At 43.6% G+C, this 13,972-nt stretch carries 14 protein-coding genes; all 14 read left to right on the top strand.

The features are described 5' to 3' along the window. Position 1: 1 nt before the first annotated feature. Complete coding sequence (locus R7E51_RS05025) at positions 2–535, top strand: polysaccharide biosynthesis/export family protein (protein ID WP_005375265.1); 534 nt, start codon at positions 2–4, stop codon at positions 533–535. Between the two features lie 15 nt (positions 536–550). Next, a complete protein-coding gene (locus R7E51_RS05020) occupies positions 551–2,731 on the top strand; it encodes a GumC family protein (protein WP_171342490.1) in 2,181 nt (726 codons plus the stop codon). Further along, positions 2,709–3,518, top strand: coding sequence for a putative capsular polysaccharide synthesis family protein (locus R7E51_RS05015; protein ID WP_053303826.1), 810 nt, complete (start codon positions 2,709–2,711; stop codon positions 3,516–3,518). Before R7E51_RS05020 ends, R7E51_RS05015 begins: the two co-directional genes overlap by 23 nt. Positions 3,519–3,520: 2 nt before the next feature. Beyond that, complete coding sequence (locus R7E51_RS05010) at positions 3,521–4,573, top strand: glycosyltransferase (RefSeq protein ID WP_182016446.1); 1,053 nt, start codon at positions 3,521–3,523, stop codon at positions 4,571–4,573. Further along, complete coding sequence (locus tag R7E51_RS05005) at positions 4,539–5,786, top strand: O-antigen ligase family protein (RefSeq protein WP_053303828.1); 1,248 nt, start codon at positions 4,539–4,541, stop codon at positions 5,784–5,786. The genes R7E51_RS05010 and R7E51_RS05005 overlap by 35 nt, the downstream gene beginning before the upstream one ends. A 15-nt stretch (positions 5,787–5,801) precedes the next feature. Next, a complete protein-coding gene (locus tag R7E51_RS05000) occupies positions 5,802–6,635 on the top strand; it encodes a putative capsular polysaccharide synthesis family protein (protein ID WP_005375258.1) in 834 nt (277 codons plus the stop codon). Next, the gene (locus tag R7E51_RS04995) at positions 6,632–7,663 is read left to right on the top strand and encodes a glycosyltransferase family 4 protein (protein WP_206957823.1); all 1,032 of its coding nucleotides are present in this window, start codon (positions 6,632–6,634) and stop codon (positions 7,661–7,663) included. Before R7E51_RS05000 ends, R7E51_RS04995 begins: the two co-directional genes overlap by 4 nt. A gap of 8 nt (positions 7,664–7,671) precedes the next feature. After that, complete coding sequence (locus R7E51_RS04990; RefSeq protein ID WP_021707644.1) at positions 7,672–8,979, top strand: oligosaccharide flippase family protein; 1,308 nt, start codon at positions 7,672–7,674, stop codon at positions 8,977–8,979. A gap of 2 nt (positions 8,980–8,981) precedes the next feature. Continuing rightward, on the top strand, positions 8,982–9,377 hold the full coding sequence (locus R7E51_RS04985; RefSeq protein WP_206957825.1) for a VanZ family protein: 396 nt from the start codon (positions 8,982–8,984) through the stop codon (positions 9,375–9,377). Positions 9,378–9,444: 67 nt separating this feature from the next. After that, entirely contained in the window at positions 9,445–9,765 is a 321-nt protein-coding gene (gene yqfB / locus R7E51_RS04980) for a N(4)-acetylcytidine aminohydrolase (protein WP_005385855.1), read from the top strand. A 50-nt stretch (positions 9,766–9,815) separates the two neighbouring features. Beyond that, positions 9,816–10,415 (top strand): TetR/AcrR family transcriptional regulator, encoded by a 600-nt coding sequence (locus R7E51_RS04975; protein ID WP_005385858.1) that lies wholly within the window; start codon positions 9,816–9,818, stop codon positions 10,413–10,415. Between the two features lie 151 nt (positions 10,416–10,566). Then, a complete protein-coding gene (locus R7E51_RS04970; protein ID WP_017821259.1) occupies positions 10,567–11,601 on the top strand; it encodes an NADP-dependent oxidoreductase in 1,035 nt (344 codons plus the stop codon). 14 nt (positions 11,602–11,615) lie between these two features. Continuing rightward, positions 11,616–12,233 carry a glutathione S-transferase family protein gene (locus tag R7E51_RS04965; RefSeq protein ID WP_005375238.1) on the top strand — a complete coding sequence of 206 codons (618 nt, stop codon included), beginning with the start codon at positions 11,616–11,618 and terminating at the stop codon, positions 12,231–12,233. Positions 12,234–12,514: 281 nt separating this feature from the next. Then, a complete protein-coding gene (locus R7E51_RS04960) occupies positions 12,515–13,954 on the top strand; it encodes a catalase (protein WP_017821260.1) in 1,440 nt (479 codons plus the stop codon). The last annotated feature ends 18 nt before the right edge of the window (positions 13,955–13,972 follow it).

The following is a 13,972-nucleotide window of genomic DNA, read 5'->3' as shown; positions in this document are numbered from 1 at the left end:
AATGAAGGCATTCATCAAATTCATGAGTGTAGCGTTGTTGCTATTTAGCACTTTGGTCAACGCTGACTCAAACGAGGAAGATTACTTACTCGATACTGGCGATACCATTTCCGTGCAGGTCTATGGTGAAGAAGATCTTACGATTAAAAATATTCTAATAACGTCAGATGGCTACTTTGATTACCCCTACCTTGGCCGAATTAAAGCAATCAAAAAAACACCAAAACAACTCAAGTACGAAATAGAAACGGGCTTAAAAGGCGATTATCTCATCAATCCAAAAGTGATGGTCACCATCAATAATTTTCGTCTGTTTTACGTTAATGGCGAAGTCAGGAAGCCTGGTGGATTTGAGTACCGTCCAGGATTAACCATAGAGAAGGCCATCGCTCTAGCAGGCGGCTTGACCGACAGAGCCTCACGCAAAGGCATTAACCTCACCAAGCATAAAACGGGTCAAACGATGGAAGGGGTCAGTATGCACCGCAACGTTGAACCTGGTGACATTGTATTTATTGACCAGAGCTTCTTTTAAGTGACAGGGAATCAAATGAACGGGACTCATCCAAATAATCTCCAGATGAACAAAGTAGAACTGATTCGTTTTGGCCATCACTTCAAAGCGATTAAAAAGAATTGGCTAAGCATCGCAGCATTCACGCTTCTGTTCTCATTAACTTGTACTTGGTATATCTACTCCAAAGCATCGATATACCAAGCTACAGCTACGCTACTCATCCAAGAGGAGCAAAAAAGCGCACTTTCAATTGAGGAAGTATATGGCGTCGACACGACAAAAAAAGAGTACTTTCAAACGCAAATCGCCATTTTAAAATCGAATCATATTGCAGATAAGGTCATTAGAGAGCTGAACCTCACCCAATTACCTGAATTCACAAGCTCAGGGGGGTTAAATAAAAAAATCGACCAAATAAAGTCGATTCCTTTTGTTCAAGACCTACTGAATGTGGCACCAAGTCCAAAAGAAACCGCCCAGTTTTCAGAGTCCTATTATCAGGCACTTCAAGCTTTCAGAAGTAAACTCGATATTGAGCCAGTACGTAACACCCAATTAGTCAGAATTCGCTTTCGTTCTACCGATCCTAAGCTTGCGACGACAATCGCCAACGCGGTCGGCCAAGCCTACATTGACGCAAATTTTGAAGCCAAATTGGTCGTTACACAAAATGCGGCTACTTGGTTGACAAATAACTCTCAAAAATTGGAGGAGCGATTACGTAACTCGGAGCAAGCGCTGCAAGAATTCTTGTTAAAAGAAGGGTTGATCGATATAAACGGTATTGATGAAATTTACGCAAATGAGCTAGAAGAACTCACTCGCAAGCTGAATATCGCTGTTAATAAGCGTATTGAAGCGCAGACGTTAATCCAATTGTTACGACGTAAATCTTCGCAAAGTTTAGACAGCTTGTTGTCAATTGATGAATTCGCTAATCAAGCGCAAATCCGCGATCTAAAATTGTCGGAAGCACAGGCAGCCAAAAATCTCTCTGAACTGGCACAGCGCTACGGACCTAAACATGATCGAATGATTCAGGCGAAAGCGCAGCTTGCTGAAATTCAATCTAGAACCCAGCAACTCATCCGTGACATTTCCTTCAGTAAGCAACAAGACCTTCTTGCTGCAAAAGCGCAAGAGGACATGCTTCGCGCAGAACTCGATAACAAAAAGTCAGACTTCCAATCGTTAGGGTCACAAAAAGCGCGTTACGAACAGTTAAAACGCGAGGTTGAATCCAATAAGGCACTCTATGAAGCGTTCTTAAATCGTGAGAAAGAGACCAACGCCACCAGCGACTACAAGAATGTCACTGCTCGCTTTACTGATAAAGCCATCATTCCTCTATTCCCGGTGGCACCACAACGAATCAAACTGGTACTAATTGCCACCTTTTTTGGCTTTGCCATTGCTTGCGCTCTAGTCATCATCTTAGAAACGATGCGAGAAGTTATCCGAAGCACAGCCGATGTGCAAGAAAAACTTGGTGTTACGTGTTTAGGTGTGATTCCTATGGTCAAAAAACGCAATTTGCGTAAAAACGGCGTCAGTTATACCGCGTATTTAGATGATGAAGAAAAGCTATTTAGTGAAGCTTGCCGCTCCGTCAGAACCTCGCTTCTGCTCAGATTAACCAACACGAAGCAAAAGATATTGCCCTTTACCTCTGCTATTCCAGAAGAAGGAAAAACATCAACCAGTATCAATATGGCGGTGTCGTTTTCAAAAATGGAAAAGGTATTGATCATCGACTGCGATTTACGTCGACCTTCCATCGCAAAGCGATTCGGTATTGCTGAATCAAGCCCTGGCTTAACGCATATCCTGACGATGGATACGCCAATCAAAGATTGTGTTACACATATAAAAGAAGCCAACTTAGATGTATTACCGGCCGGCCTAATTCCGCCAAACCCACAGGAATTATTGGCTTCTGATCGCTTTAAAAAGTTGCTCGAACATTTTCAAAATAAGTATGACCGGATCATTATCGATACACCGCCCCTACTGTCAGTGAGTGACGCACTTATTCTTGGTCAGTATGCCAATGGTCTGATCACCGTCATTCGCTCAGAATCGACAAAATCATCACTGGTTAACCTTGCGTTATCTAAACAAATACAACACTCAGTTCCATCTCTTGGCGTCTTAATCACACAAGCCAAGGCCAAGGAAGGAGAGACGCTTTATGTCCAGAAATACGCCTACTAACGTAAACCTATCTTGGTACCAAACGTTGAAAAGCCAAGAACAGCCGGTATTGATCTATCAAATGGGCAAAGTAGGTTCGAGTGCATTAGAGCATTCCATTCCTGACTCGATTCACTTGCACGACCTTATGACCGTCGATGCGCAAAAACAAATATCCCCCGTTAGAGCGCAATTGCATAAGCCTCAGATCAATGCGTTAAAGCGACGACTAAAGCGCATAACGATGAGCCGCATGTTAAAGCGTAAGAAAAAAGTTCGAATTATCTCGCTGGTGCGTGAACCGATCGGACGAAATGTCTCAATGTTCTTTCAAGCACTTCCTTTTTGGATGGCGGACAAATATCTAAAGGATGACAGCGCAATACGTACCGAACGACCGCAATTACTCCAAGAAGCATTTGATAAGCACATGAATCATCAATATGCGCTGCAGTGGTTTGACAACGAGATCAAACAACTAACAGGGATTGATGTGTTTAACGAGTCTTTTAATCACGAAGTAGGCTATCAAACATACCATAACAATAACTTCTCACTGTTGGTCATTCGAAGTGACAAGCTAACGAAGGCTAACTCCGCAGTTGAAGACTTTTTAGGTTACCCCGTGGATGTTGTTTATGAAAATCAATCAGACAACAAATGGTACTCGCCACTAATGAAAGAATTCAAAACGCAATTTCAACCTACACCCGAGTACGTTGAAGAAATGCTGAATTCTAAATTGACGAAGCACTTTTTCTCAAATACAGAAATCACCGACCTTAAACAGCAATATCTGACCAATTAATCATGAAAACCAAGATTCTACATATTATCAATGATCTTTCTCAGAACGGCGGTGCTCAGAAGTTCTTAGTCGACCTTGTTTTAGAACATAAGCCTGAATACGAAATCAAAATTTTGGTCTTGTGTGATGAAAATGATTACTTACCAATGCTATCCGCCCAAGGGGTAGAGTGTTTTAACTGGCGCACATTGTCATTGAGTGAGAAATTCTCTTTGCTGCGTTGGCCGGATGTCGTTCACGGGCACCTCTACCCTTCCATTTACCTAGCGCTATTGGCGGTAGGTAAAAAACGAATCCAGACTGAGCACTGTTCTTATAACCGTCGACGTGACTATCCGCTGTTTAAGTTCATGGAATACGTCTTATATTGGGGCCACGACTTGACGGTCAGTATTAGTGAAAAAGTACAAGATGAACTGGTGAAGTTCATGCCTCGCTATCAACATAAATATCACGTGGTGCACAATGGCGTTGATTTAAAAAGGTTTTCTATGACGCCAAGATTCGCCAGCCACCTAATCGACAAACCAGTTATCAAGATTGGCATGGTGGGCCGACTTCACCAACATAAAGACCATGAAACGCTTATCCAAGCACTTATCCATTTACCAAGACTATACGAACTCCACCTTGCGGGAGATGGAGAAAAAAAATCGTCACTGCAAGCATTGGCAACAAAAATCAACGTCGCGCAACGTGTTCACTTTCATGGCGTAGTTTCTGACGTTCCAGCCTTTTTGAACGACATGGATATTTACGTGCAATCGTCGCACGTCGAAGGCTTTGGTTTGGCGGCGGTTGAGGCGATGGCAGCAGGCTTACCCGTACTATCGTCGGACGTACCTGGTTTGGATGACGTCACCGGACGTGCCGAATATTTATTTCAAGTTGGTAACGCCACTGAACTGAGCCAAAAAGTTCTCCAACTGTGTGAAAGTGTTGAGCGGTATGACGCTGCAAGTCAATACTCAGTCAATAGGGCCTCTCTTTACACCATCGATAAATTTCGTGAAGGTTACTATGGAATCTACCAGCAGCTTTGCGCCAACAAATAGTTCCGCGCCATCGAGCCATCGCGCCTCATTGCTTGCAGCATGCCTATTAGTATTGTTCTTTATTCCAATGAAGTTTCGTGCTGGAGGAATAGCGCTAGCCCCATCTGACATCGCAAGCCTTTTGTCTATTGGTTTTACTGCATTAGTGGTATTGGAAGGAAAAGCTGAAAAACTCATACATCCCTGTATGGGGTTCCTCGTATTGTTCACTGGGTATGTGTTCATAAATGGTCTGCTAAATCGCGTCCCTTTAATGCCGCTAGTTATAGAAACTGTGCAATGGTTAGCGATTTTGTGCCTACTGAGCCTAATGTACGCCTATGGCGTGTTTGATGACGAACGGGTAATGGTTTATTTCACGTATCTGTTGTTTTTCATCTGTTCGCTCGTTGCCTTATGGCACTTTGCTCAGGGCTATCAAAGTGGGTTTAAGTTACTCGGGGTAAGTAAATACGGGTTCGGTGTACTGTGCTCACTACTGTACCTTTATCGAGATAAAATTCGCGCTTTCCACCTTTTGATGCTCGTAGCTTTAGTATTACTGGTGTTGTCACAAGAAAGAAAAGCGCTACTTGGTTTTTGTCTGCTTTTCTTCTTTGACCAACTGCTCGTAAAAAACTTAATGAGAAAATCGCTCAGCGAAACGTACACGTGGACAATTTTATTAGCCTTGAGCTTCATTGTGTTTACTGCCGTCACAACCACACTCTACGTTGGGTTTGAAACGCTAGCAGACACATTGGAAATAACCCAAGAAGACGTCTTATTTGCCAACCAAAGTGAAGCGCGCTGGGTATCGAATCTTCATAGAAAACTTTTACTTGCCAATGGGCTAGATATTTTACTTCAACACCCAGTGTTAGGTGTCGGCGCGAAAATGTTACCCAACTTTATGATCAGTTACTTTAATTATGATGAGCTGGCGATCTACACCCACAACTTTGTGTTAGATACCGCAATTGAATACGGATTGTTTGGTATCGGTCTGCTGTTTGGTGGTTATTTTCTTTTTATTCGCTTTTGCTTCCGTAGTCTTAATGAAAACAGAAAAAGCCTATTACTTGCGATATACGCCCTCATCATGGTGTTTTTCGTTGCGGTAAACACCACCATAATTTTAATACTCTTATTACCCGTCATGATCAGCATGAGCAACGACTCAAGGGCCATTGCTCATACTTTTCCGGTAAACCATCACCACGAATATGAATAATCAAGGATAGGATAGATGAAGTATTCAATCTCTCGACAATTTGAAAAGAACCGAGAACTCCAAGCTGATAATTTTGTTTTAGTTTACCAAATGGGCAAAGTTGGCTCCTCATCAATTGAGCACACGCTAGGGGAGAAAAATATCCCGAGCTATCACATCCACACCTTTGATGATCACGAAGAATTTCACATGTATCACAATAAAAAAGACGTGAGTAAATTCTTCGACTTCCGAAACCGCGCACTCTATCGCTTAGTGCTCAAGCAGCGAAAACGTATCTTACAAAAACGCGAGCAGATTAAAATCGTTACGCTGGTCCGCGATCCAATCGCAACTGTCTTTTCTCGTTTCTTTCAAGACCTCCATTTGCAATTTATCGAAGGCAAAAAGAATGATGCAATTCACCGAGATATGGAAGTCACGTATCAGCACCTCGAGCATTGCTTTGATAACTATATCAATCTCAACTATTTTGCGGACTGGTTCGACAACGAGTTAAAGCGTAATTTCAATATCGATGTGATGCGCCAAGAGCTGGACAACACTCAACCTTTCTTCACATTCCAGAACGATCAGGCCAACGTCATGCTAATCAAATGCGAACAGCTCAGTTCTCTTGATAAAGAAATCGGTGAGTTTCTTGAGTTGCAAGACTTCGTACTGAAAAACAGCAACGAAGCGAAAAACAAGTGGTACTCCAATATCCACCAACACTTTAAGAATCACTACGACTTCTCAAAACTGTTCTATATGTACGATCTTCCCTTGTATCGCCACGTTTATTCAGAGCAAGAGCGTGATGCTTTTAAACACAAATGGATGCAAACACCAGGGACAAAATCATCATGAAGAAAGTACTCCATGTTACAGAAGCGTTTGGAGGTGGCGTTCAAACCGCCCTCTATAGTTATGTTCACTCATCCAGAGACGAGCCTTATCAACATTTCTTGCTAGCCAGAGCCCGAGAAAACGACTTGACCAATGAGAACAACCACCACATTTTCGTACAGACAAAGTGGGTAGAAGGCGGCTTGCTTCAATTTATTCGCGATGCAAACCACATGATTGCATCACTTGCTCCCGACGTCGTGCATTTGCACTCGAGTAAAGCGGGATTTCTCGGCCGATTTCTAAAGATTGGCAAGGCACGCTTGGTTTACACACCGCACTGTTATGCCTTCGAACGTGAAGATATCTCAGAGCTTGCACGCCAGATCTATAAAGCACTAGAGAAAGTAAAACTGAGCAAAATTGATGTGGTTGCAGGCTGTAGCCAACGAGAGTGTGACCTAGCCATTAGCATTGGTGCGAAACGTGCCGAACTGCTCAACAACTACGTGTCTTATCAAAGTGAAGATCGTATAGAGCGAAACAAGCAAGAAGCGCTGAAGCTCGTTGTACTTGGTCGTGTCGCGCCCCAAAAAGATCCTCAGTTTCTTATCAGCACATTGCAGTTCCTTAATCGGTATGCGCTTAACCGCCCGATAGAAATCACATGGATAGGTGGCGGTGACCACGTACTCGAACAGAAATTACGCACTGAAAATGTGGATGTAACGGGCATGCTGCCTCGCGATGAGGTAGTTGAAAAGCTCAAGGGTTCAGACCTTTATCTACATACTGCAGCATGGGAAGGGATGCCGTTAACCATTCTAGAAGCATCCAAGTTACATCTTCCTATGGTTATTCGGACCATCGGCGCAACCAAAGATCTCAACTACCCGTTTTTAGCGCTCACACCTGAAGAAATGGCCAAGCAGATCGCGCATTGTGTCAATCATTATGAAGAGATTGATTTTCGCCAATATACAGCAGAATTAAACGATGCCTTCAGTGAAGAAAAACAGCGCCTCGCACTCAATAAACTTTACGGTTAAATGCCCCTATGTTTCACACTGTTCAACAAAAATTACTGTTGATGCCCAGCGGTAAAAAAAGCTTGTTATCTACTGGATTAAAAACCGCAATCACGCGTGTGTTGAGTGCGCTATTTGCTTTTTTACTGACTCTGATTGTATCGAAGACCAGTGACGCTTCGACGGCCGGTCAATTTTTCTTTTTATTCAACCTAGTCTCGCTACTCGCTATCGTTTCTCAGCTAGGTTTTGATGTCTCGTTAGTTCGTTACAATGCGATCGCTTTTAATAACAAAGAGAAGCTTGAACAAAGCCAAAACTATAAAACCGCACTTTATCGAAGTATGGCATTTTGCTTGCTCGCCATAGGCGTTTTGTTAGCAGGGTTTAATCTGTTTCCAGAACAGCTAAACCAGACTCAATCACCAATGTATGCGATTACTTTATGCTTGCTTTGCATACCTTTCTTGGTGCTTGCGCAAACCAACAGTCGGGTGCTTCAAGCATGTAGAAAAGTCGTATCATCTCTGTTTGCGTTGCAGCTTGGGGTAAGCATGTTGATGGTCATTTTTGTCTTTGCCCTAGACTATATCGGTCAGCAAAATATCAACAATCTAATGACCGCACTGCTTTTAGCGAGCATAGGTGTCGCGGTCATATCTAGTGCCAATTGGCTTGGCTCAGATCAATATCAAACATCGGCTTTCGTACCAAACAAAAAAATGGTCTCTTCTGCCAAGCAAGTCTGGGTTGGCAGTATCTTCACGAATGTTCTTCAATGGGGAAGCCTTGTTATTACGGGCTTTTTTATCTCAACAGCGGAACTCGGTTTGTTAGCCGCAGCCCAACGTACATCACTACTGATTGGCTTCGTGCTGATTACCATTAACTTTGTGGTCGCCCCGATGTTTGCCTCTCTCTACAAAGAGCGTCAAATGCGTAAACTGCAGAACCTGAGCCGCTTGGCGTGCCGAGCCAATGTTGGTTTAGCGATTGTACCCGTAATTATTTGCACCCTCTTCCCCGAGTTTGTAATGCAGTTTTTTGGTGAGGAGTTTCTCGCCGCGGCGCCACTATTAGTCGTCCTTTCTCTGGGGCAGTTAGTCAATGTTGCGACTGGTTCAGTAGGTTTTTTATTATTAATGAGTGGTCATGAGAGAACCATGAAATACATTACAATTTCCTCCGGTACGGTGTCCATCTGCCTACTTGTTACGCTTTGCCAAATGTTTGGGGTGATTGGTGCAGCGTGGGCAATGGCAATTGGCATGGCTATCCAGAATTTAGCTGCACTGTACTTTGTAAAACGTTACTTAGGCTTCTTTCCAATAGGTTAATTATGGCTTTAATACTGGCACGCACGAGTTTTGTTTTAGTCCTGATGTTAACCGCTTCACTTTCTTTGTGGAAAAGCTCTGACCTACACCATACCACTTACCTGCAAATGGAAACCTACTTAGGCGGATCGAGTACGCTTCACTTTACTTTCAGTTTATTGATCGGCTTTTTATCGGTCTTCACGTTCCCTTCTCTGGTGAGCTCGAATAAAACCGACTTTTTTGGGATTCGTCTTTTGCTACTGCTGCTAGCTATCGTTTCAATGGAAGAAATAAGCCAACTTTTTATTCCAAATCGATCATTTAGTTTTGATGATCTCAGCACCAACTGGATAGGCGTTATCTCAGGTTACTTTAGTGCCAAGTTAATTCGCCTCATCCGCGCTCGATCGTTCTAGTAAGACAGGAATCTCTGGGGTATTTGGGTATATAATTACGCCAAACAACCAGACTAACGAGTACATCATGCCATCTCATCCAACCAAGATTACTTTTTTTGAATTCTTAACCCCGTTGATCACGTCAGGCAAAAAGACGATAACGATTCGAGATGAATCAGAAAGCCATTACGTACCCAATACAGAAGTCGAAGTTTTTACCTTAGAAACGGATCGTAAAGTCTGCGATATCAAGATACGTTCTGTAGAACCACTTCACTTTGAAGATATTAATGAGTTTCATGCAGAACAAGAAGCCATCGAACTACCAAAACTCAAGCAGTTAATTCGAGAAATCTACCCAAATACCGACACGCTCTTTGTTATTGAGTATGAGCTGATTAAATAACCCACAACAAATACTAGACGACTGGTCTAATTCATTCTATAGTACACTTCATGAACGCAAAGACGAATGACACACGCCAACATATTCTCGACGTCGGATACGAGTTGATCGTAAACCGAGGGTTCACGAGTGTTGGTCTTTCAGAGCTATTAAAAAAGGCCGCAGTGCCAAAAGGCTCGTTTTATCATTACTTCAAATCCAAAGAACAATTTGGTGAAGCGATGATTCAAGACTACTTTACTAAGTATTTTGAGCGTTTAAACGCACGCTTTACCAATACTGAACTGAGTGGCTACCAACGCCTAATGAGCTATTTCGAAGAAATGGTCAAAGTAGAAGACGACGTGTGTAATGCGAACAAATGTTTATTGGTTAAGTTAAGTGCAGAAGTCTCCGATCTCTCTGAGTCAATGCGCTTGGCATTACGCCAAGGAGCAGACAAAACCATTCAAGCGATAGCGGATTGCATTGACATCGGCATTCAAGATGGCTCAATCCCCAATGGTGACAGTGCGTTATTAGCAAGGCAGATATACTACCTTTGGAATGGCGCTAGCTTGCTGAACAAACTTTATCAAGATCAGGCAGCATTGACGCAAAGTCTGACCTATACTCAACACTTACTGCAGAATACGCGCACTTGCCCATAACGGGCGGCGTGGAAGCAGAATGAACACCCTACACACGTTTCACTGTCAGAAAAAGCGTCAGTGTTAACACAGTAAACCTTCCCGCTTTACATAAGCGGGATATTTTGAAATAAATACTAGACGACCGGTCTAATCAACAAGTGAGATAGATATGACTAACGCAACAAATCGCAGAATAGTACTCGCGTCACGTCCCCATGGTGCACCGACACAAGAAAACTTTCGTTTAGAAGAGGTAACGAAACCGACTCCGAAAGAGGGTGAAATGCTATTGAGAACGGTTTATTTATCTCTAGATCCATACATGCGTGGTCGCATGAGTGATGCCGAATCATACGCTGACCCTGTTGCAATTGATGACGTAATGGTCGGTGGTACAGTTTGTCAGGTAGAAGCATCAAACCACCCAGATTACGAAGCAGGTGAATGGGTTCTTGCCTACACTGTTGGCTGGCAAGACTACGCTATCTCAACTGGTGAGATGGTCATTAAACTTGGTAAAGAACCGCAAAACCCTTCTTACGCGTTAGGCGTTGCAGGTATGCCAGGATTTACCGCGTACATGGGTTTACTCGACATTGGTCAGCCAAAACCAGGGGAAACCATCGTGGTAGCAGCTGCTACGGGGCCTGTAGGCGCAACAGTTGGTCAAATTGGTAAAATCAAAGGTTGCCGAGTTGTTGGTATAGCAGGCGGAGAAGAAAAATGCCGTTACGCTAAAGAGGTGCTTGGTTTCGATGAGTGTATTGATCACAGAGCTGAAGACTTTGCAGAACAACTGAAAAATGCCTGTGACAAAGGTATCGATGTTTACTTCGAAAACGTAGGTGGCAAAGTATTCGAGGCTGTAATGCCACTTCTGAATACAAATGCGCGTATCCCACTTTGTGGTTTGATTTCTCAGTACAACGCGACAGAGCTGCCTGAAGGTACCGACCATCTTCCATTACTAATGGGTAAGCTCCTGACCAAACGAATCAAGGTGCAAGGCTTCATCATTTTTGATGATTACGGACATCGTTACGGTGAATTTGCGCAAGATATTAATCAATGGTTGGCAGAAGGAAAGATCCAATACCGCGAACATCTAGTACAAGGACTGGATAATGCGCCAGAAGCATTCATCGGTCTGTTGGAAGGTAAGAATTTCGGCAAGCTTGTAGTACAGATTAACGACCCATTGTAAAAAGGGATATGTAAATGATTAAACTTCACCACCTCAATCAGTCTCGTTCAAAGCGCATCATTTGGTTACTTGAAGAGCTAGATGTAAATTACGAGATTGTACCCTATGTCCGTGATTCCGTGACCTTCATGGCACCGCCAGAACTAAAAAGTGTTCACCCATTAGGAAAGTCACCTGTTCTTGAAGATAACGGCGAGATTATCATTGAGTCAGGTGCAATGACCGAATATTTGATTGAGAAATACAGTGACGGAGCCTTTGCTCCTGAGCGCGGTACAAAAGCACACACAGAATATTTGCAATGGATGCACTTTGCAGAAAGCTCCGCAATTTTACCTATGCTGCTAAAAATCTTCGTAAGCAAAGAGCCAAATGAAACTCAGTTTTTATCAGGCTATGCCGACAAGGAAGCAATGAATGTACTAGGCTACTTCGAGCAATCCTTAGAAGGCAAAACTTACCTAGTAGAAGAGCGTCTGACTGGCGCTGACATCATGATGTCTTTCATTGTCGAATTGGTTCAAAAGTTTGGTTTAGTTAATCACTTCCCTAATATTGAACGTTATGGGAAACAGCTCGCGACACACCCAGCATTTGCAAAAGCTGAACAACTTGAAGTGAAGTACTCTTAATTACTTCGCCCCTTTGATGACACGTAAAACTTCATTTAAGGGGCGATATTACTAGCATCGCAGACACGCTAACTGGATAGCGCTCCCCCCAGTCAATCGCATTCGAGAACGTCGATTGTTATGTCAATCAAGCTAATGTAGTAAATTTCTGATTCTAATATAGTTTCGACCATAGTCACCATCTATTGAATTGATAAGCAATATCAGTTTTCTCCCCCAGCTTTTCCGTAATAACCTCCTCTACAGTTTCTAAGGTATTGAGCCCTGGAGGGGGAAGAAAAATGACAAACAAGAAATTGACTACAGCAGCAGGTTGCCCTGTCGCACATAACCAAAACGTTATGACTGCAGGTCCTCGTGGCCCTCAACTATTACAAGACGTTTGGTTCCTTGAAAAATTGGCACACTTTGACCGCGAAGTGATCCCTGAGCGTCGTATGCACGCAAAAGGTTCTGGTGCTTACGGTACGTTCACAGTAACGCACGACATCACAAAATACACTCGCGCTAAGATCTTCTCTGACATCGGCAAAAAAACAGAACTATTCGCTCGCTTCACTACTGTAGCTGGTGAGCGCGGTGCAGCAGACGCAGAACGCGACATCCGTGGTTTCGCACTAAAATTCTACACTGAAGAAGGTAACTGGGACTTGGTTGGTAACAACACACCAGTATTCTTCCTACGTGACCCACTAAAATTCCCAGACCTAAACCACGCAGTAAAACGCGACCCTCGCACTAACATGCGTAGCTCTACCAACAACTGGGATTTCTGGACATCACTACCAGAAGCATTCCACCAAGTGACTATCGTAATGAGTGACCGTGGTATCCCAGCTTCTTACCGTCATATGCATGGTTTTGGTAGCCACACATTCAGCTTCATCAACGCAGAAAACGAACGTTACTGGGTGAAATTCCACTTCAAAACTCAACAAGGCATCAAGAACCTGACTGACCAAGAAGCAGAAGCCATCGTAGGTAAAGACCGCGAAAGCCATCACCGTGACCTTTACGAAGCGATTGAGCGTCAAGACTTCCCTAAATGGAAGATGTACGTACAGATCATGCCTGAGTTAGAAGCGGATGAAGTCAACTTCAACCCATTCGACCTAACACGTGTATGGTCTCAAAAAGACTACCCACTGATCCCAGTTGGTGAGTTCGAACTGAACCGTAACCCAGAAAACTTCTACGCAGAAGTTGAGCAATCAGCGTTCAACCCAGCTGCAGTAGTACCTGGTATCGGCTTCTCTCCAGATAAAATGCTACAAGGTCGTCTGTTCGCTTACGGCGATGCTCAGCGTTACCGTCTAGGTGTGAACCACCATCAAATCCCAGTGAACGCACCTCGTTGCCCTGTTCACAGCTACCACCGCGATGGCGCAATGCGCGTTGATGGCAACTTTGGTTCAACACTGGGTTACGAGCCAAACTACAAACAAGAATGGGCAGAGCAACCAGATTACTCTGAGCCACCTCTACGCATCAATGGCAACGCTGATCACTACGATCATCGTGTAGACGAAGACTACTTCAGCCAAGCGGGTGACCTATTCCGTCTGATGAGCGAAGAGCAACGTCAAACTCTGTTCGACAACACAGCTCGCGCAATGGACGGTGTACCAGAGTTCATCCAACAGCGCCACGTTCAACACGCATACCAAGCGGACGAAGCGTACGGCAAAGGTCTTGAAATTGCACTAGGCTTAAACAAGTAAGCGAACGCTGCAATCATT

The sequence above is a fragment of the Vibrio sp. Vb1166 genome (genome assembly GCF_033338695.1).
Lineage (GTDB): Bacteria > Pseudomonadota > Gammaproteobacteria > Enterobacterales > Vibrionaceae > Vibrio > Vibrio alginolyticus.
The sequence above is the reverse complement of the archived record's forward strand: the minus strand, read 5'-3'. Positions and strand labels throughout refer to the sequence as shown.